Annotated in this window: 19 protein-coding genes; 12 read left to right on the forward strand and 7 right to left on the reverse strand. The window is 74.5% G+C overall.

Annotated features, from left to right (window positions below; genetic code table 11):
* Nucleotides 1-7 precede the first annotated feature (7 nt).
* From ACWERV_RS14915 to ACWERV_RS14955, 9 genes are all read left to right on the forward strand, one after another.
* Nucleotides 8-1000: an acyltransferase domain-containing protein gene (locus ACWERV_RS14915; protein ID WP_452932893.1), complete on the forward strand. Its 993-nt coding sequence runs from the start codon at nt 8-10 to the stop codon at nt 998-1000.
* A gap of 568 nt (nt 1001-1568) precedes the next feature.
* Nucleotides 1569-1922, forward strand: a complete 354-nt coding sequence (locus ACWERV_RS14920) for a sortase-dependent protein (protein WP_452932895.1) — start codon at nt 1569-1571, stop codon at nt 1920-1922.
* On the forward strand, nt 1919-2557 hold the full coding sequence (locus ACWERV_RS14925) for a class F sortase (protein WP_452932977.1): 639 nt from the start codon (nt 1919-1921) through the stop codon (nt 2555-2557). Before ACWERV_RS14920 ends, ACWERV_RS14925 begins: the two co-directional genes overlap by 4 nt.
* A gap of 31 nt (nt 2558-2588) precedes the next feature.
* Entirely contained in the window at nt 2589-3095 is a 507-nt protein-coding gene (locus ACWERV_RS14930) for an RNA polymerase sigma factor (protein WP_452932897.1), read from the forward strand.
* Nucleotides 3079-3570 carry a hypothetical protein gene (locus ACWERV_RS14935; protein ID WP_452932899.1) on the forward strand — a complete coding sequence of 164 codons (492 nt, stop codon included), beginning with the start codon at nt 3079-3081 and terminating at the stop codon, nt 3568-3570. The genes ACWERV_RS14930 and ACWERV_RS14935 overlap by 17 nt, the downstream gene beginning before the upstream one ends.
* Before the next feature lie 223 nt (nt 3571-3793).
* Nucleotides 3794-4360 carry a fluoride efflux transporter CrcB gene (gene crcB / locus ACWERV_RS14940; protein WP_452932901.1) on the forward strand — a complete coding sequence of 189 codons (567 nt, stop codon included), beginning with the start codon at nt 3794-3796 and terminating at the stop codon, nt 4358-4360.
* Complete coding sequence (gene crcB, locus ACWERV_RS14945) at nt 4357-4731, forward strand: fluoride efflux transporter CrcB (RefSeq protein WP_398174189.1); 375 nt, start codon at nt 4357-4359, stop codon at nt 4729-4731. Before crcB (ACWERV_RS14940) ends, crcB (ACWERV_RS14945) begins: the two co-directional genes overlap by 4 nt.
* A gap of 118 nt (nt 4732-4849) precedes the next feature.
* On the forward strand, nt 4850-6325 hold the full coding sequence (locus ACWERV_RS14950; protein ID WP_452932904.1) for an FAD-dependent oxidoreductase: 1476 nt from the start codon (nt 4850-4852) through the stop codon (nt 6323-6325).
* A gap of 36 nt (nt 6326-6361) precedes the next feature.
* Entirely contained in the window at nt 6362-6958 is a 597-nt protein-coding gene (locus tag ACWERV_RS14955) for a sugar O-acetyltransferase (RefSeq protein ID WP_452932906.1), read from the forward strand.
* A gap of 85 nt (nt 6959-7043) precedes the next feature.
* Here ACWERV_RS14955 and ACWERV_RS14960 read toward each other — a convergent pair whose 3' ends face one another.
* The 3 genes from ACWERV_RS14960 to ACWERV_RS14970 are packed head-to-tail and all read right to left on the reverse strand — an operon-like array spanning nt 7044 to nt 11103.
* Nucleotides 7044-7646 (reverse strand): response regulator, encoded by a 603-nt coding sequence (locus ACWERV_RS14960; protein ID WP_452932979.1) that lies wholly within the window; start codon nt 7644-7646, stop codon nt 7044-7046.
* A 56-nt stretch (nt 7647-7702) separates the two neighbouring features.
* Entirely contained in the window at nt 7703-8893 is a 1191-nt protein-coding gene (locus tag ACWERV_RS14965) for a sensor histidine kinase (RefSeq protein ID WP_452932908.1), read from the reverse strand.
* Nucleotides 8894-8898: 5 nt separating this feature from the next.
* Nucleotides 8899-11103 carry an MMPL family transporter gene (locus ACWERV_RS14970; protein ID WP_452932910.1) on the reverse strand — a complete coding sequence of 735 codons (2205 nt, stop codon included), beginning with the start codon at nt 11101-11103 and terminating at the stop codon, nt 8899-8901.
* A gap of 109 nt (nt 11104-11212) precedes the next feature.
* Between ACWERV_RS14970 and ACWERV_RS14975 the strand changes: the two genes are divergently transcribed.
* The gene (locus tag ACWERV_RS14975) at nt 11213-11875 is read left to right on the forward strand and encodes a class I SAM-dependent methyltransferase (RefSeq protein WP_452932912.1); all 663 of its coding nucleotides are present in this window, start codon (nt 11213-11215) and stop codon (nt 11873-11875) included.
* On the opposite strand, the gene ACWERV_RS14980 is transcribed toward ACWERV_RS14975, so the two are convergent.
* Nucleotides 11852-12268 (reverse strand): hypothetical protein, encoded by a 417-nt coding sequence (locus tag ACWERV_RS14980; RefSeq protein ID WP_452932914.1) that lies wholly within the window; start codon nt 12266-12268, stop codon nt 11852-11854. The genes ACWERV_RS14975 and ACWERV_RS14980 overlap by 24 nt on opposite strands.
* Nucleotides 12269-12422: 154 nt before the next feature.
* Between ACWERV_RS14980 and ACWERV_RS14985 the strand changes: the two genes are divergently transcribed.
* Both ACWERV_RS14985 and ACWERV_RS14990 read left to right on the forward strand, forming a co-directional pair.
* Entirely contained in the window at nt 12423-13226 is an 804-nt protein-coding gene (locus ACWERV_RS14985) for a hypothetical protein (protein ID WP_452932916.1), read from the forward strand.
* 139 nt (nt 13227-13365) lie between these two features.
* Nucleotides 13366-13974, forward strand: a complete 609-nt coding sequence (locus ACWERV_RS14990; protein ID WP_398343138.1) for a hypothetical protein — start codon at nt 13366-13368, stop codon at nt 13972-13974.
* A gap of 6 nt (nt 13975-13980) precedes the next feature.
* Here ACWERV_RS14990 and ACWERV_RS14995 read toward each other — a convergent pair whose 3' ends face one another.
* From ACWERV_RS14995 to ACWERV_RS15005, 3 genes are read right to left on the reverse strand one after another with little or no spacing between them, the layout of a single operon-like run.
* Nucleotides 13981-15054: a Rieske 2Fe-2S domain-containing protein gene (locus tag ACWERV_RS14995; protein ID WP_452932918.1), complete on the reverse strand. Its 1074-nt coding sequence runs from the start codon at nt 15052-15054 to the stop codon at nt 13981-13983.
* Nucleotides 15051-16103: an MDR family NADP-dependent oxidoreductase gene (locus ACWERV_RS15000; protein WP_452932981.1), complete on the reverse strand. Its 1053-nt coding sequence runs from the start codon at nt 16101-16103 to the stop codon at nt 15051-15053. The genes ACWERV_RS14995 and ACWERV_RS15000 overlap by 4 nt, the downstream gene beginning before the upstream one ends.
* Nucleotides 16104-16144: 41 nt before the next feature.
* Nucleotides 16145-17782 (reverse strand): phytoene desaturase family protein, encoded by a 1638-nt coding sequence (locus tag ACWERV_RS15005; protein WP_452932983.1) that lies wholly within the window; start codon nt 17780-17782, stop codon nt 16145-16147.
* Nucleotides 17783-17788 lie beyond the last annotated feature (6 nt).

Here is a 17788-nt window from a genome sequence, read left to right on the forward strand (position 1 = left end):
GCGAACCATGTCACCCACCCCGCACGAGGCCGTGCTCCTCTTCCCCGGCCAGGGCGCGCAACAACCCCGCATGGGCGCCGACCTGTACGGCGCCGAGCCCGTCTTCACCGCCGCCATGGACGCGTTCTTCGCCGCCGTCGGCGAGGACGGCCCCGCGCTGCGCGCCGACTGGCTCGCCGAGCAGCCCGGCCCCGACTTCGACGACTGCCGCCGCGCACAACCCCTGCTCTTCGCCGTCGGAGCGGCACTGGGCACGGCCGTCCTCGCCCGCGGCCTGCGCCCCACCGTCCTCGTCGGCCACAGCGTCGGCGAACTCGCCGCCGCCGCCGTCGCCGGGGTCTTCAGCATCACCGACGGCGGCCGCGTCATGGCCGCCCGCACCGCCGCGATGGCCACGACGGAACCCGGCGGCATGCTCGCCGTCGCCGCCGGAGAGGACCGCATCCGTGACGTCCTCGGCGCCGACCTCGCCGCGCAGGGCATCGCGATCGCCGCGGTCAACAGCCCCTACCAGACGGTGCTCTCCGGAGCCACCGCCGAACTCCGCCTCGCCGAGAAGGCGCTCACCACCGCCGTGGTGGCCTGCCGCCCCGTCCGCGCCCGCCAGCCCTTCCACAGCCCCCTGTGCGAGGACGCCGCCCAGCACTTCGCGGCCCAGCTCGCCACCCTGCGCCTGTCCGCGCCCCGCATCCCCATCCGCTCCACCTCCACCACCCGCGAGGTGACCCCCGCGCAAGCGGCGACCCCCTCCTTCTGGGCCGCCCAGATGGCCCGCCCCGTCCTCTTCTGGCCCGCCCTCGCCCCCCTCCTCACCCCCACCCCACCCCGCGTCTTCCTCGAAGCAGGCCCCCGAGGCAGCTGCGCCGCCCCCCTCCGCCTCGCCCCCACCATCCAATCCGGCCCCCACACCGTCCTCCCCCTCCTCCCCCCCACCCCCCACCACCCCGCACCCCCCACCTTCGAATCCACCCTCTCCACCGCCCTCACCCTGTGCACGTGAGCTTCACGCATGCGCAAGGGGGTGCCTGTTGCGGTGGCGTTCGCGACCGTCCGCCGGTGGTGGGCTGAGCGCGCAGTTCCCCGCGCCCCTAAAAACGGGAACTCTCCCACGCGGCTGTGCCCCGGGCCCCGGAAAAACGGGTGCTGTCGCGCGCAGCCGCGCCCCTGGAAACGGGAACTCTCTCCCGGCAGGCAGCCGCTGAACCGGCCTGGAGGGGGACGGTGCGGGGTGCCCCCGCAGGAATGCGCTGGGAGGGGCTCAGCCCCTACGTAAGAGGGTGAAGGCGCATTCCGAGGAGGTGCCCCGTGGCGGCCCCCGACCCGCCCACCGGCGCGCCGCGCAAGGGGCGCGGGGAACTGCGCGCTCAGCCCCCGCAAAGGGAAGGTCGCGCGACGAACCGCAACCAGCACCCCCGGGGCGCCCCCCGCCGAGCCCCCAAGCGAAGGACTTTGCCAGCTCTTTACAGCAGCCCCCCCACCCCCCACGTCTCTCCGTTCGCTTCCGGCCAGGAAGCAGCAGCCCGCCCCCCGCCCCGGGGGTGCCGGGCCGAACCGACAGGAGACACCTCATGCGTGCACGGTCCGTCCTCGCCGCCCTCGGTTGCGCCGCGGCGCTCGCTCTCGCCGGGATGGGCACGGCTTCGGCCGACACCGGGGCGAAGCCCACCCCGCGGCCGTCGACCGGCACGGTCGCCCGGCCCACCGCGGCCCCGGCCCCGGTTCCCTCGCAGGCCCCGGGCGACGAGGGCCAGGTGCACGCCGTTCCGCGGGGCGCCGCGGACACCGGCGTGCCGCCCGTCGCCACCAAGCCGTCCGCGCAGACGACCGCGACGACGACCGCGGAGATCGCCGGCGCCGCGCTGATCGCGTGCGCGGGCGCGGGCGCGTTCGTCGTCCGCCGCCGGTCCGCGGCCCGGGGCTGACCTTGTCCGCGGTACGGCCGGCAGCCGCCCTGCTGCTCGCGGCCCTGCTCCTCGCAGGCTGCGCCAACGGCACGGCACCGGGCACGGAACCCGCCGCGAACCCCACCGCGGCGGCCCGCCCGGCCGGAACCACGGCACCCCCCACGGCAGCCCCAAAAGCAGCGGCGCAGCTCCCCCGCTCCACCCCCACCCACCTCACGATCCCCTCCATCGGCGTGGACACGCCCCTCACCGGGCTCGGCCTCCAGGCCGACGGCACGGTCGAGGTGCCGCCCGTGGCGGCGCACGCGCCCGCCGGGTGGTACCGGGGTTCGCCCACTCCCGGGCAGCTCGGTCCCGCGGTGATCCTCGGGCACGTGACGGTGGGGGCGTTCGGCGACGGCGTGTTCCTGCGGCTCTCGGAGCTGAGGCCGGGCGCGCGGGTGACCGTGCGGCGGGCGGACGGCGCGGACGCCGTCTTCACCGTGTACGCGGTGCGCACGGTCGCCAAGGACCGTTTCCCCACCGGGGACGTCTACGGCGACACGGCCCGCCCGGAGCTGCGGCTGATAACGTGCGGCGGCCCGCGGACGGGGAGTGGATACCGCGACAACGTGGTCGTTTTCGCGTCCTTCGACGGAGCCGGCGCAGCGTGACCGCGCCGACCGTCCCTGACCCTGGAGCACGTTGACCCCGTCCAAGGACCGGGCAGCCGCCGAGCTGTTCGCCGATCTGTATCCGGGTCTCGCCGGGTGGTGCCGCCGTCTCGTCGACGACGACGGCACCGCCCACGAGATCGCGTCCGAGGCGTTCGCGCGCCTGTGGGCGCACTGGTCGTCGGTGACGGAGCCGCGCGGCTTCGTCTACGTGACCGCGGCCAATCTCGTCCGCGACCACTGGCGCAGACTGGAGCGCGAGCGCAAGGCGGTGCGGCGGGCGGGGACGGAGGCCGCGCTGGACGGGCAGCGGCGCGCGCAGGCGGGGGCGGATTCGGCCGTCCCGGTGCGGCTGCTCGTGCAGTCGCTGCCGGAGCGGCTGCGCACCGCCGTCCTGCTGTACTACTACGCCGACCTTCCGGTCCGGGAGATCGCCCTGCTGACGAAGCGCAAGGAAGGCACGATCCGGGCGGACCTGCACGCCGCCCGGGAGTATCTGCGCGCCGGACTGGGAGAACGCCTTGATCACACCCGTTGAGCCGTGGGAGGAGCCCTACGACGCCGAGCTGGCCGCGCTGCTGCGCGAGGGCCCGGCCGAGCTGGCCCCGCCGCCCGGCGCCTTCCGCCGTATCCGGCGCCGTGCCGCGCGGCGCCGCTGGGCGCGGGCCGCGGCGGCGGGCGGTGTGACGGCCGCGGTCATCGGCGCGGCCGCCACGCTCTGGCCCGCCCCGGACCAGGGCGCCCCCACCGTGCCGCTCGCCCCGCCCGCGGCCACCTCGACCCCGGCGCCGGGCCCGACGCCCACGCGCCCCGCCCGGACGACGCCCACCCCGCAGCCGGATCCCTCGCGCCCGCGCCCGACGGCGTCCCCGGCGCGCGACTCGTCCGGCGTCGGTGCCGTCTCCGACCAGACGCCGCAGAGCCGCCAGGGCCTCACGGACCCGGCCCCGGGCACCGCCCGCCGGATCACCCCGTCCACGGGCGGGTCCCCCGTGCCCCAGACCCGCCGCTGAGACCCGCGCCCGGCACGAGCCGCCGCAAGCCCGACCAGCCCCCGGAGGTGATCCCGCCCCGCGGCCCGGTAAACTGGCCGGGAGCGGCGGGCCCGTACGGCTGCCGCGCGGCGGTGGGGCTCGCCGTACCCGAACCGCGGCACGTACGCCGCCAACAGTCCCTACTTGTGACGACGCGCGCCCGCACGCTCGGGCGCCGCACGAGTAGGAGACGCGATCCGCGATGACCGCCCCCCGCGAGCAGACCACCGCGCACGAGCCCGGACCGGACCCCCGCCCGGCGCCGGAATCCCTCCCCGTACCCGAGTCCGTACCCGAGTCCGTGCCCGGACCGGCGGGGGAGCCGCGCAGTCCGGACACCCCCGTGCCCCCGCGCCCACCGGGCAGAGGCAGCGGCCAGGCGTCCGTCGTCGCCGTCGTCGCCGCGGGCGGTGCGATCGGCGCCTCGGCCCGCTACGGGGCGGGGCTGCTGTGGCCCACGGCCGCCGGTGACTTCCCGTGGACGACGCTGACGGTCAACGCCGTCGGCTGCGCCGTCATCGGCGTGTTCATGGTGCTGATCACCGAGGTGTGGACGGCCCACCGCCTCGTACGCCCCTTCTTCGGCACGGGGGTGCTCGGCGGATTCACGACCTTCTCCACCTACGCCGTGGACGTCCAGCAGCTCGTCCAGCACGGCCAGGCCCGTACCGCGCTGGCCTACATGGTCTCGACGCTGTTCGCCGCGCTCTTCGCGGTGTGGCTGGCGGCCGCGGCGACCCGCGGGCTCATGGCGAGGAGGACGCGGTGAACTGGCTGCTCGTGGTGGCGGGCGCGGTGGTGGGTGCCCCGCTGCGCTATCTGACCGACCGTGCCGTGCAGGCCCGGCACGACACCGTCTTCCCATGGGGCACCTTCGCCGTCAACGTCTTCGGCTGCCTCGTCCTGGGCGTGCTGACCGGCGCGGTGAGCTACGGCGCCGCGTCGCATTCCGTGCAGCTGCTCGTCGGTACGGGCCTGTGCGGGGCGCTCACCACGTATTCGACGTTCTCCTACGAGACGCTGCGGCTCACGCACGACGGCGCCCGCTTCCTGGCCGCCGCCAACGCGGTGGCGAGCGTCGCGGCGGGACTCGGCGCGGCCTTCATGGGCGCCGCCCTGGCCCAGGCCCTCTGGGCGTAACACCACCCCCCCGGGCGCCCCGCCGCGCCCCCGTGCGCCCTGCCGCTCACGCTCGGTGCGCGGGACGATACGGCGAGGCGCCGGAGCGAGCCGTCGCCGTAGCAGAGGAGACCCGCGGGTGGCGGCAGACGAAGCAGCGGCGGACGAAGCGACGGCGGACGAAGCGACGGCGGACGACGCAACGGCGCAAGATGCGACAGCGGCGACCGGGCCCGCCCCGCAGCCCACCGCGGACGACGACCACGCCGTGGTCGTGGGCGCCGGGCTGTCCGGGCTGCTCACCGCCCGTGCCCTCGCACGCGGCTTCGCCCGCGTCACGCTCGTCGAACGGGACGAACTGCCGCTCGGCGAGCCCGCGTTCCGGGCCGGTGTCCCGCAGTCGCGGCACGTCCACGTCCTGTGGAACCGCGGGCTGACCGAGCTGGACGCGCTGCTCCCCGGTGTCGTCGCCGAACTGGAGGCGGCGGGCGGGGAGATGGTGCACGCGCCCGAGGAGACCCGCTGGCTGTCGTCCGCCGACTGGTTCACGGGCGTGCGCGGCGCCCGCTATCTGTCCGTCTCCCGCGAGGTGCTGGAGTCGGTCGTACGGCGCCGGGTCCTGGCGGACGGCGCGGTCACCGTCCTGGACCGCCACGAGGCCACGGGTCTGGTCGCCGGGCCCGACGGGCGGACGGCCGCGGGGGTGACGCTGCGCGAACGAGGCCCCGCAGGGCGGCAGTTCGCGCTGACCGCCGGGCTCGTCGTCGTCGCCACCGGCCGCGGCGCGCGCGTCGCGGAGTGGCTGACCCCGCTCGGCTGCCCGGCGCCCCCGACCGACCGGATCGACGCGCACCTCGGCTACGCCTCCCGCTACTACCGTCGCCCGGCGTCCCCCGGGGTGGTCCGCGACTGGAAGGCCATGTACGTGCAGGGCAACGAGGAGGTGCCGCGCAGCGGCGTCATCGTGCCCATCGACGGCGACCGCTGGCTCGTCACCCTCATCGGGCAGGGCGAGCACCGGCCGCCCGTCGAGGAGGAGGCCTGGCTCGGCTTCGCCGCCTCGCTGCGCTCCCCGGAGCTGGCCGAGGCCCTCACGCACGCCGAGCCGCTGTCCGCCCCGGTCGCCTTCCGCGCGACGGCCAACGAGTGGACGCGCTTCGAGCGTTCGGCCGACCTCCCGGCCAATCTCCTGGTGGTCGGCGACGCGCTGTGCCGCTTCAACCCGGTCTACGGCCACGGCATGTCGGTGGCCGCGCTCCAGGCCCGGGTGGTCGCGGAGTACGCCGAGGGCGCGGGCGGTGCCGCGTTCGCCGCCCGTACCCGGGAGGTGCAGCGGTCGGTGGCGCGCTGCGTGCGCGGGGCGTGGTCGATCGCGACGGGCGAGGACTGCCGCTACCCGGACACCGACGGCCCGGCCCCCGGCCCGCTCGGGCGGCTTCAACACGCCTACATGGCACGGGTGGTGGCCGCCTCCAACACCGATCCGCTGGTGGCGTCCGCGTTCTTCGGCGTCCTCGCGCTGGACCGCCGCCCCGAGTCGCTGCTCGCCCCGCGGGTGGCCGTACGGGCGGCGGGCCGTTCCCGCCGGGCCCCGCGTCCCGCGCCTTCCCCGTAGGCTCCTCGGCAGGACCCGAGGGAGGAGCGGTACGCCGTGACGCAAGCCCGTGCAGAGGACGTCCTGGCCAAGATCGCGAAGGGGCTCGTCTACACCGAGTCGGAGGCGTCCTTCCAGGCGAACCGGCGCCGCGCGGACGAGATCTTCGCCTACAACCACACCCCGCCCTCCGACGAGGCGCGCCGCCGCGAACTGCTCACCGCGATCCTCGGCTCGGTCGGCGAACGCACGGTGCTGCTCGCGCCCTTCCACGCGGCCTTCGGCAGCAACGTGCACATAGGCGACGACTTCTTCGGCAACGTGAACCTCACGTGCGTGGACGACGTCGAGATCCGCATCGGCAACGACGTCATGATCGCCCCGAGCGTGACCCTGACGACGACCGGCCACCCCGTCCACCCCGCCCGCCGGGCGGACTTCGGCCGGTTCTCCGAGCCCATCGTGATCGAGGACAAGGTGTGGATCGGCAGCAACGCCGTCGTCCTGCCGGGCGTCCGCATCGGCTACGGCTCGGTCATCGGCGCGGGCAGCGTCGTCAGCCGCGACATCCCGCCGATGACCGTCGCGGTCGGCACCCCCTGCCGGGTGCTGCGCGAGATCACCGACGCCGACCTCACGACCCGCAGCGCGTAATCGGTCAACGGCGCCCCGGCCGCCGGGCGATGAGTCCGCGCCCGGTCAACGGCCGACCGCCTGCCGGATGACGGTCCCGCACCGGTCAACGGCCTTCCGGCCGCCGGGTGATGAGGCCGCGCTCGATCGCCGTCACCACGGCGTGCGTGCGGTCGCTGACGTCCAGCTTCGCGAACACCCGCAGCAGGTGGGTCTTGACGGTCGCCTCCGCGATGACGAGGCGGCGCCCGATCTCCACGTTCGACAGCCCGTCCGCGACCGCGTCCAGCACCTGCTGCTCGCGCGCGGTCAGCACGACGGGCGCGGGGCGGCGCATGCGCGAGACCAGCTTCTCCGCGACGCGCGGCGCGAGGACGGTCTCGCCGCGCGCGGCGGCGTGGATCGCGGCGACGAGCTGCTCGCGCGTGGCGTCCTTGAGCAGGTAGCCGATCGCCCCCGCCTCCACCGCCCGCTCGATCTCCTCGTCCGTGTCGTAGGTGGTGAGGATCAGCACCCGGGTGCCGGGGTAACGGGACACGATCTCGGCGGTCGCGGCCACCCCGTCCAGCACCGGCATGCGCAGGTCCAGCAGCGCGAGGTCGGGTGCCAGGTCCGCGACGAGCGCGACGGCCTCGCGCCCGTCGCCCGCCTCCCCGACGACGTCGATCGTCGCGTCGCCGGACACCAGCGCGGCCACCCCCGCGCGCATCACCACGTGGTCGTCCGCGAGGACGACCCGCAGCCGGCCCTCCTGCCGCTGCTCGTTCACTGCTCGCCCTTCCTTCCGGTGGGGATGACCGCGAGGACGCGGGTGCCGTCGCCGACCGAGCTGGTCACGTTCAACTCGCCGCCCAGCTCGGCCATCCGGCGGCGCATCCCGTCCAGGCCGTAGCCCTGCGAGGTGCCGACGACGAAGCCGTGCCCGTCGTCGGTGATCTCCAGCTCCACCCGGTCCCCGTACGCGGTGAGGACCAGGCCGACCGTCGAAGCGGCGGCGTGCTTGCGGACGTTGGCGAGGGATTCCTGCGTGCAGCGCAGCAGCGCGATACGGGTCTGCTGGTCGCACTCCACCTCGGCCAGTTCGGCGTCCGTGGCCAGGCCGGTGTCCTCCGCGAAGCGCTCCAGGACGCGGCGCAGCGTCGCCGTCACCGGCCCCTGCCCGTCCCCGCCGCTGGGGGCGGCGCGTACCAGGGCGCGCGCCTCGGCGAGGTTGTCCCGCGCGGTCCGCTCGATCGACCGCAACTGCTGGGCCGAGCGGGCGGGTTCGTCGGCGATGCCCGAGCGGGCCGCCTCCGCCAGCGCGACGATCGAGGCGAAGCCCTGCGCGAGGGTGTCGTGGATCTCGCGGGCGAGCCGCTCGCGCTCCTCGGTGGCGCCCTGCCGCTGGTAGGCCTCGACCAACCGGGCCCGCGCACCCTCCAGTTCGGCGTTCAGCTGCCGCACCCGCTCGTCGTTCTGCTCGATCAGCCGGACGGCGGCGAGCCCGGTCGCGACGCTCACCGCGAAGGCCGCGAGCGTCGCGACCGCGTTGCCGGTGAACAGGTGCGGGCTGAGCCCCTGCGGGGCGTCGCCGCCGAGGACGGTGACGGCGGCGGCGACCCCGCTGTAGTAGACGGCCGGGCCCGGCGCCCCGGCCAGGTACCAGAAGTGCGGCAGCGTCGCGACGTACACCGACGCCCCGCCCTCCCGCAGGTACGCCATGCCGCCGAGCCCGGCGACGAGCACCCACACCACCGTGCGCGGGTGCGACACGGCACGCCCCGGGAGGGCGAGGGTGAGCAGGTAGTACGCGCCCACCGCGACCGGCAGGCCGACCGCCGCCCAGCGGGCCGGGAGCGGGTCGTCCCGGCCGGCGAGCACCAGGGGCAGCAGCCCGAGGAGCAGCCAGCCGAGGACGTAACCGCGGTGCAGGGACCACAGGTGCAGTCGGCCTGCGGGCCGGAGCCAGGGAACCATGCAGCTCAGCCTACGTTTACCGGGCTCGCGGCGGACTGCGGGTCCGCGGCCTCCGCCGCCGCCCGTGCCCGGCGGACGGCCCGCGAGGGGTACCAGGTGCGCTCGCCGAGCAGCAGCAGCGCCGCGGGCAGCACCATGACGCGGATGACGAAGGCGTCCAGCAGGACCGCGACGGCGAGGCTGAAGCCGATCTGCTTCATCTCGATCAGATGCAGTCCGACGAAGCTCGCGAAGACCGTCACCATCACGAAGGCCGCGCTCGTGACCACGCTCGCCGACCGGCCGATGCCGTCCAGCACCGCCTGCCGGGTGGTCGCGCCGTCCAGCACCGCCTCCCGGATGCGGCTGACCACGAACACCTGGTAGTCCATCGACAGCCCGAAGAGGATCACGAAGAGGAAGAGCGGCACGCGCGACCCGATCGACCCGGTGGAGGTGAAGCCCAGCGCGCCTTCCGCCCAACTCCCCTGGAAGACCAGGGTCAGTACGCCGAGGGCCGCACCCGCCGACAGCAGGTTGAGCAGCACCCCGAGCAGGCCGACGACCAGCGATCCGAACGCCCACACCGTGAGCGCGAAGGTGACCAGCAGCAGTGCCCCGATGACGAGCGGCATCTTGGACTTCTCGTGCGCGGGGTAGTCCGCGAAGCGCGCGATGTCACCCGTGACGGCGACCTCGGTGTCCGGCAACTCCCGGAAGGCGGCGGGCAGATAGTCCGCGCGCAGATGGGCGAGCGAGGTGTGCGCCCGGTCCGAGCTGACGTACGCCGGCACGCCCAGCTCCAGCATGCTGATCCGGTGGTCGGCGGAGGTGCGCAGCCGGTACGTGCCGGCGAAGACGGGGTCGGCCTTCGCACGGGCCGCGACGTCCCGCAGCGCCGCCGCGACCGCGTCCGCCCGGTCCGGGGCGGCCTTCACCAGCACCTGGTTCATGGACGTCTGCTCCGGGAAGGCCTGGTTGGTGCGGTCCCACGCCTGCATCGCGGGCAGGCCCCGGCTGTACGTCTCCCGGCCGATGTCGGTGAGCTTCAGTCCGCCGAGCGGCGCGGCGAGCGCCAGGAGGGCCAGCACACCGACCGCGAGGGTGGCCGCGGGGCGCCGCGCGGTGCCGCGCAGGAGGGCGCCCACGAGCCTGCCGCCGCCCTGCCGTGCGGGGGCCTTGGCCCGACGCCCCTTGGCCGCCCGGCGCTCGGCCCGCCGCTCGGCCCGTACGCCCAGCTTGACCAGCACCGCGGGCAGCACCGTCATCGAGCTGACGACGGCGGCGACGGCGACGACGATCGCCCCGGTCGCGAGCGAGGAGAAGATCACGTCGTCCGCGAGGTAGAGCGTCGCGCTGGACGCGGCCACGGCGAGCCCGGAGACCACCACGGCCCGCCCGGACGTGGCCGCCGCCAGCTCCACCAGCTCCCGCGACCCCAACCGCCCACCGGACCGGGCCCGTTCCTCACGTTCGCGCTTCAGATAGAACAGCGTGTAGTCGACGCCGACCGCGAGCCCGATGAGCAGGATGACGTTGGTGCCGACACCCGCGTCGGGGAAGACGTGCGAGGCCCCCATCGACAGCCCCACGGCCGCCGCGATCGAGGTCAGCGCGATCAGCAGCGGCACGGTCGCCATCGCCACCGACCGGAAGACCAGCAGCAGCGTCAGCAACGTGACCGGCAGCGCGATCAGTTCGGTGCGCGAGAGGTCGTCGCCGCGCTGCCCCTGCACGTCCTTGCTGATGGACGGCCCGCCGCTCTCCTCCACCCGCAGCGCCGGGTAGGCCTTCGCGACCTGCGCGGTCTGCGCGAGCAGCGGATCGACGTGGTTCTTGCCGTCCAGCTCCGCGCCCTTGAGCGTGACGTCCACCCGGACCGCCGTACGGCCCGCGTTGTACAACGGGTCCGCCACGTCGGCGACTTCAGCCAGGCCCCGCATCCTCGTGACGACGTCCCGCGCGGCGGCGTCGGCGGCGCCACCGTCCAGCGTCCCGCCCCGCGCGGTGATCAGCACCTTCTCGACGGCCTTCTGCTCCAGCCCGCCCGAGGCCGCCATGGCCTCCGCCCGTCCCGCCTCGCCCACCCGGAAGTCGTCGGCGGTGGCCGCGTGACCGCCCAGCGCCGCACCCCCGCCCACGCACAGGACGACGAAGACGAACCAGCCGACGACGGCCCGCCACGGGTGGCGGGCGCTCCAACGAGCCATGTGTACCGGAAGATTTCGCATACCCCGATGCTGGTCGCGGGGCCCCGGTGGACATCAGCATCGCCCGGTGGAACTTCCCGTCCACCGACCGGTGGACCCCGGGCCGCCCCCGCCCGCCGATAATGGGCGCATGAGCGTGCGATACGACGACGTGACCGGCCCGCTGCGGGAGGCCTACGACGCGCGCGCGGCCTGGCGCGACGGGCTCACCAAGGAACCCTGGAAACTCGACGAGCGGCAGGCCTTCCGGGACCGGCTCGCGCCGGGCGCCCGCGTGCTGGAGATCGGCGCGGGGTCCGGGCAGGACAGCGCCTGGTTCCGGGACGAGGGCTTCGCCGTCCTCGCCGCCGACCTCTCGCCCGCCATGGTCGGCCTCTGCCGCGCCAAGGGCGTGGAGGCCCGCGTCACCGACCTGCTGCACCTGGACGTCCCGGCCGCCTCGTTCGACGCGGTGTACACGATGAACTGCCTGCTGCACGTCCCCAACCGCGACCTGCCCGCCGCCCTCGCCGGCATCCGGGAGGCGCTGCGCCCCGGCGGCCTGTTCTTCCTCGGGGTCTACGGCGGCACCCGGAGCGCCGAGGGCCCGCTCGACGGTGACGAGCACGTGCCGCCGCGCTTCTTCTCCCTCCGCACGGACGGCCAGTTGCTCGGCTTCGCCACCGCGGGCTTCGAGGTCGTGGACTTCCGCTCCCGCGACGTCGGCGGCAGCCGCCGCTTCCAGGCCCTGACGCTGCGCCGCCCGGAGACGGATCAGCCGTCCGGCGGCTCAGACGTCGGCGGCGACTTCTGATCCCGCGCCGAGGACGCCCTGCCGCCACATGACGCCCAGCAGCGCGGCCATCAGCAGCGCGACGGCGACCATCTCCACCCGCATCCACCCCGGGAAGGTCCCCGGCAGCGAGGCCTCCACCACGTTGGCGACCAGCAGCACCCCGGCGACGACCCCGAGCGCCCGTACCGCCCGCACGCTCCCCGCCCGCGCCGACCGCAGCCGCAGCAGGAGCAGGAACGCCAGCACGGTGACGATCACCGCGTGCCCCCACGCCTCCTGCGTCGCCTGTCCGGGCGCGGCCGCGGCGAGGATCCCCAGCGCCACGAGCGTCCCGACCGTCCCCGCGGCGTAGACCGCGACCAGCACACCGACGGCGTTCAGCCGACGCGATACGTCCGTATTGGCCCCCATGACGCCCAATGTAGGGACCCGCGCGTGCCCGTCAACCCGGACGGCCCAGGTCTTGACCCGGCGGATACCGTTCCGCTTCCGGCGGGGGCGGACGGTTCTGCGCATCCGCCAGCGGGAACGGCTCGCGGAATGGTGTGATGCCCTCATGGCCGGGATGAGCATCACCGTAAGTCTGCCCGCGAGCGCCGCCGACGACGTGGAGGAGGCCGTGGCGCGGGCAATGGCGCCTTTCGAGATCGACGACACCACCGGCGACGACCGGGACATCTGGGACTCCTGGTACATCAGCGGCGGCACCGTCCACGGCGGCGGCTTCAACGTCCTCCCCGGCCACGAACAGGACCCCCGGCTGATCCACGAGATACCCGGCCGCTGGTGGCGGCCCGGCGCCGAACCGACCCCCAACGAACCCGGCTGGTGCGCGGGCGGCCCCCGCGGCCTCCTCGACTTCTCCGCGTCCCGCGAGGAGGCGGAGAAACTGGCCGAGGCGGCATGGCAGCACTGGCAGGACCTGGCCCGCGAACTCCCCGAGCCCCAGCCGCTCGAAGCCTTCCGCACCCGCCGCCGCACCGAGCCCGGCTACTCCCGCGAACAGGCCGCCGCCGACTACCACGCCCAGCCCCTCCTGCGGACCTTCGAGGAATACCTGGAGACGCTCCCCACCGAGCGCTACCGGTGGGACTTCCTCCGCACCAGCGACCCGGTCGCCGACATCGGCCCGCTGCCCCTGGAGAAATTCCTCGCCCGCGCCCTCTCCGACGCCCTGAACACCCGCAACGTCCTCACCCTCGACGGCTGGTGGCACGAGGACGGCGCCCCCGGCGTCCACGGCCCCTGCCCCACCCCCACCACCTGCCCCCACACCCCGACCGTCCCGCCGGGCCAGGCCCACGCCGACGCCTACCTCCTGAACCTGCCCCCGGACGCCCTGCTGGTCAACGTCCACTGCCACGTCTGAGCGGGACCCCCGGGCGCCGGCCCGTCATCCCGCCGTGAGGCGTCCCCGTACAGTGGTCGGACGGGTGACTGGCTGGGGAGGGACCGACGTGGCGACCGAGCAAGCGGTCAAAGGTGACAGGACGACCATTTCGCGGGGGATGCCCGTCGGAGTCAGTTCCGTGCTGTGGGCCGTGGCCGTGCCCGTCGTCGCCGTCGTGTTCGCGCTGGGCGGGCTGTATCTCACGGTGTGGTTCGCCGTGGTCGGGCTGCTGCTCACCGGGACGGTGGCGGGGGTCTGTGCGGGGGCGGGGTGGAATCGCGCGGGGGCGGGGACGTTCGTGTTCATCGGCGTCTTCGCGCTGGGGCTGTTCGCGGGGCCCGTCGCGCACGACACGTACCTCAAGCAGTACGGGACGAAGGCCGACGCCGTCGTGGTCGACACCGCGAAGGAGCACGACGGGCACGGGCGGGACGTGTGCCGGGTCCTGGACACCGCCGGGAAGGTCCGGGACCTGGGGAACACCGAGAACTGCTACGCGCAGTTCACCCGCGGCCAGCACGTCGTGCTGTTCAAGGACCCGATCGGCAACCTCAAGCCGTGGATCGAGGCCACCGACACCCGTGACCTCGACACCACGGGCCTGGCGACCACCGCCGGGCTCTTCGTGGCCACCGGCGCGCTGATGCTGTACGCCGGGCTGCGGCGCCGCACCGACGCGGAGGTGGCGGCGAAGAAGCAGCGCCGCCGGACCCCCGCCGCCGCCTGACGGGACCTACGCCGTCACCTCGCTCTCGGCGGGAACGGGCGCGGGAGCGGGGACGGCTGCCGTGTCCGGGGGGTAGAACTGGCGGGTCCAGCGGCGGAAGGGGCCGATCGGGCCGTCGCCCTGGGCGAGGCGCGGCGGGGAGACGTAGCGCTTGGAGTCCCAGATCGGGAAGTCCTCGGCGACGAAGGCCGCGTTCGTGCGGATCGCGGGGCCGCGCAGCACCCGGGCCGCGGTGCGGCTGACCCAGCGGGCGAGGGGTGCGGGCAGGCGGGCGGGTTCGGCGGCGGCGATGCGGATGGTCTGGCGGAGCTGGAAGCGGCTGGGCGCGATCATCGTGGGGGCGATCATGGCGCAGGTGCGCAGGCCCAGCCGGGGCATCCGGGTGCACACGTGCAGGCGGCTGAGGCCGCACGCCTCGACGTCCACCTCCAGGGTGACCTCGCCGAAGAGCGGGACGCGTTCGCGGGTGCGCAGGGTGAGGCGGAAGGTGCGCTCGTCGAAGACGACGGGGACGGCCTGCTCGGAGGCGCTCCACCGGTGCAGTGCGGTGAAGTGGCCGAAGTCCACCGCGTTCTCGATGGCGTCCTGGGCGTGGCCGGGCATCTCCCAGGTGTCGCAGTGCGAGGGGAGGTCGCCGAGCATGTGCCAGTCGGGGAGGTCCCAGAAGGGGGGCCGGCCGTCGTGGTGCCGCCAGACGAAGACGGTGTCGTTGACCTCGCGCACGGGGTAGTGCGTGACGGTGGCCGCGGGCGGCGGGGTGCCGTACGAGGTGCGCACGCACGTGCCGTCGGGGCCGAACGCGAAGCGGTGGAAGGGGCAGACCAGGTCGTCGCCCTCGACGGTGCCGCGGCCCAGGTGCGCACCCAGGTGCGGGCAGTGCGGGCGGACGGCCCGCAGGCGTCCGTCGCGCAGCCGGTAGAGGACCACGTCCTCGCCCTGGAGCGGCCGGGTCAGGACGGTGCCGGGGGTCAGTTCGGCGCTGAAGGCGACGCCGAACCAGCCGTCGGGGTAGGGCAGTTGCGGTGCCAGGGAGGAGGCGGGGGAGGGGCCCTGGGTGAAGTGCCCGGAGACGGGGGTCACAGTTCCACCAGGACCTTCCCGCGGGAGGCGGCCCGGTCGGCGTACAGGCTGCGGTAGGCGGCGGGGATCGCGTCGAAGCCGCGGTGCACGGTCTGCCGGTAGGCGATCTCGCCGCGGCGGATCGCGCCGCCCAACTCGGCGTGCAGTGCGGTCCAGTTGTCGGGTGTGAACCATTCGGGCGCGAAGATGCCGCGGACGGTGGCGCGCGGGAACATGATCTGGTTGAGCAGCCGCGGGCCCGTCCACTCCTGGCCGACCTGGCTGGACCACTGCCAGCTCACGGCCACCTGGGCGCCGACGTTGAGCATGCCGAAGACGGTGTCGGTGAAGTCCCCGCCGAGGTTGTCGAAGTACTTGTCGACGCCGTCGGGGGCGGCCTGCGCGAGGGCGGCGGCGAGCGCTTGCGGGTCGTCGCCGTGCCGGTAGCCGATCACCTCGTCGAAGCCGAGCCCGGCGAGGTACGCGGCCTTCTCCGGGGTGCCGGTCGAGCCGACGACGCGGGCCCCGGCGCGTTTGGCCAACTGGCCGACGAGCGAGCCGACCTGGCCGGAGGCGCCGCTGACGACGACGGTGTCGCCGGGGCGGACGTCGAAGAACTTGGTCATCGTGCCCCACGCGGTCATGCCGGAGCCGCCGAGCACGCCGAGCGCGGCGGACAGCGGCAGCGCCTCGTCGTAGTCGGCGGGGTCGAGGCGGCGGAAGTCGGGGAAGACCATCGGGAAGGTGCCGCCCCACTGCCAGGCGGCGCCGTCGCTCACCAGGTGGGTGCGCCAGCCGCCGAAGCCCTGCACCAGCTCGCCGGGGGCGAAGCGGGCGCGCGGACCGGCCGCGACGACCTCCATGACGGAGTCGGCGCCCATGTGGTCGCCGATCGGGGTGTCCAGGGCGATGCCGTGCAGGTAGGGGTCGACGGAGACGTAGCGGGTGCGCAGCAGCATCTCGTCGTCGGCGAGGCGGACGTCGACCTGCTCCGTCACCTTGCGGTACACGCGGTCCACGTCCGGCACGCCCTCGACGTGCTCGGCGACGATCCACTTGTCGACCGTCACGGTCCGGACGGCCTGCCCGGGGTCCACGGCGGGGGCGGTGCTCACAGGGTGACTCCTTCGAGGATGTGGGTGGGCGGCGGCGCGCTGCCGTCGACCTCGGCGCGGAAGGTTCTGCCGTCGTCGCGGCAGACGTAGTGCAGGACGTGCCGTCCGGCGGCGGCCGCGCGGATGAGGCCGCCGGTGGTGGCCCAGACGCCGGAGAGGTAGAAGTTCGCCAGGCCCGGCAGCCCCGGCCCGTGCCGGCGGACCTGCGCTTCGACGGCGTCGCCGCTGGGCAGGAAGGGCTGCCAGCCCAGCACCGTGCCGTCGTAGTTGCCGGTGTAGCGGACCTGGGTGAGGGGTGTGGAGACGTCCTTGACGGCGACGGCCTCCCCGATCCCGGGGTAGTGCGCCTCCAGCACCTCCAGGACCGTGTCCCGCGCCCGCCGCTTGGCCTGCTGGTAGGCGCGGCCGCGGCCGACCGCGAGGGTGTGCGTCTCCACTCCGCGGCGCACCCGGCTCGCCTGCTCGGGGCCGGTGCTCAGCTCCCGCCAGGGCGCGATGTCGCAGAAGTAGCTGGCGTAGACGACCGCGGTGCCGGGCGGCGACAGCTCGGGGTAGTGGCGGCTGCGGAACTGCACGTTGATGCTCGGGTGCCGGATGCCGGTCAGCCGCGCGGCCTGCTCCTCGCCGAGCAGGTACGTGGTGCAGGGGTCGCCGTCGGGGAACGGGCGGCGCAGGCCCAGGAAGACGGTGACGTAGCCGGGGAAGATCATGCCGGGCTCGTCGATCGTGCGGGTGTACAGGCGCCGGTAACCCTCGTCCAGGTAGCGGCCCTTGAGCAGGTCGAGCAGCGCGGTGCGGCCGTCGCACGCGGCGACGACGATGTCCGCGTAGCGCTCACTGCCGTCGCTGAGCCGCACGCCCACGGCCCGGTCGTCCTCCACCAGGATCTCGGTGACCTTGGCGTTGTACGCGATCGTGCCGCCGAGCCCCAGGTAGCGCCGTTCGACGGAGCGGGCCAGGCCCAGCGAGCCGCCCTCCGGCACCCCGGCCGAGCCGTTGGCGTGGCTGGCGAGCTGGAACCAGAAGGGCAGCAGCGGGAAGCTCGGGTGCTTCTCGTAGAGGATGTGGTTGAAGGCGTCGCGCAGCAGCGGGGAGCGGAAGCGGTCGGCGAAGTCCGTCATGGGCGTGCCCATCGCGCGCCGCATCACGTTGACGTACGGCAGGAAGCCCGCGAGCATGCGCAGCCGTTCGGCGCGGCCCATGAGCGGCACGGGCGTCAGGAACGGGTACTTGACCAGGGCGGTGCGGAAGGCCCGCACCCCTGCGCAGAAGCGCTTGATCAGGCGGGCGTCCTGCGGGGAGATCTCCAGCAGGTGGGCCTGGAGGCGGTCGGGGTCGGAGTAGAAGCGCACCGCGCGCCCGTCGCGCGCCCGCACGGTGTTGAAGGTCTCGAAGGTGCGCATCGACTTGCCCTGGAGCGCGCCGAGTTCGAGCCAGATGCGGTGCATCTCGTTGCCGGGACCGGAGCCGAGCAGCCAGCTCGCGGTGGGGTCGAAGGTGAAGGCGCCGCGGTCCCAGGCGGTGCAGCAGCCGCCGGGGATCTCGTGCATCTCCAGGATCGTGCTGCGGTAGCCGTTCATCTGGGCGTAGCAGCCGGTGGACAGGCCGCCGAGGCCGCCGCCGACCACGATCATCGTCTG

This window comes from Streptomyces sp. NPDC004031 (assembly GCF_053604375.1).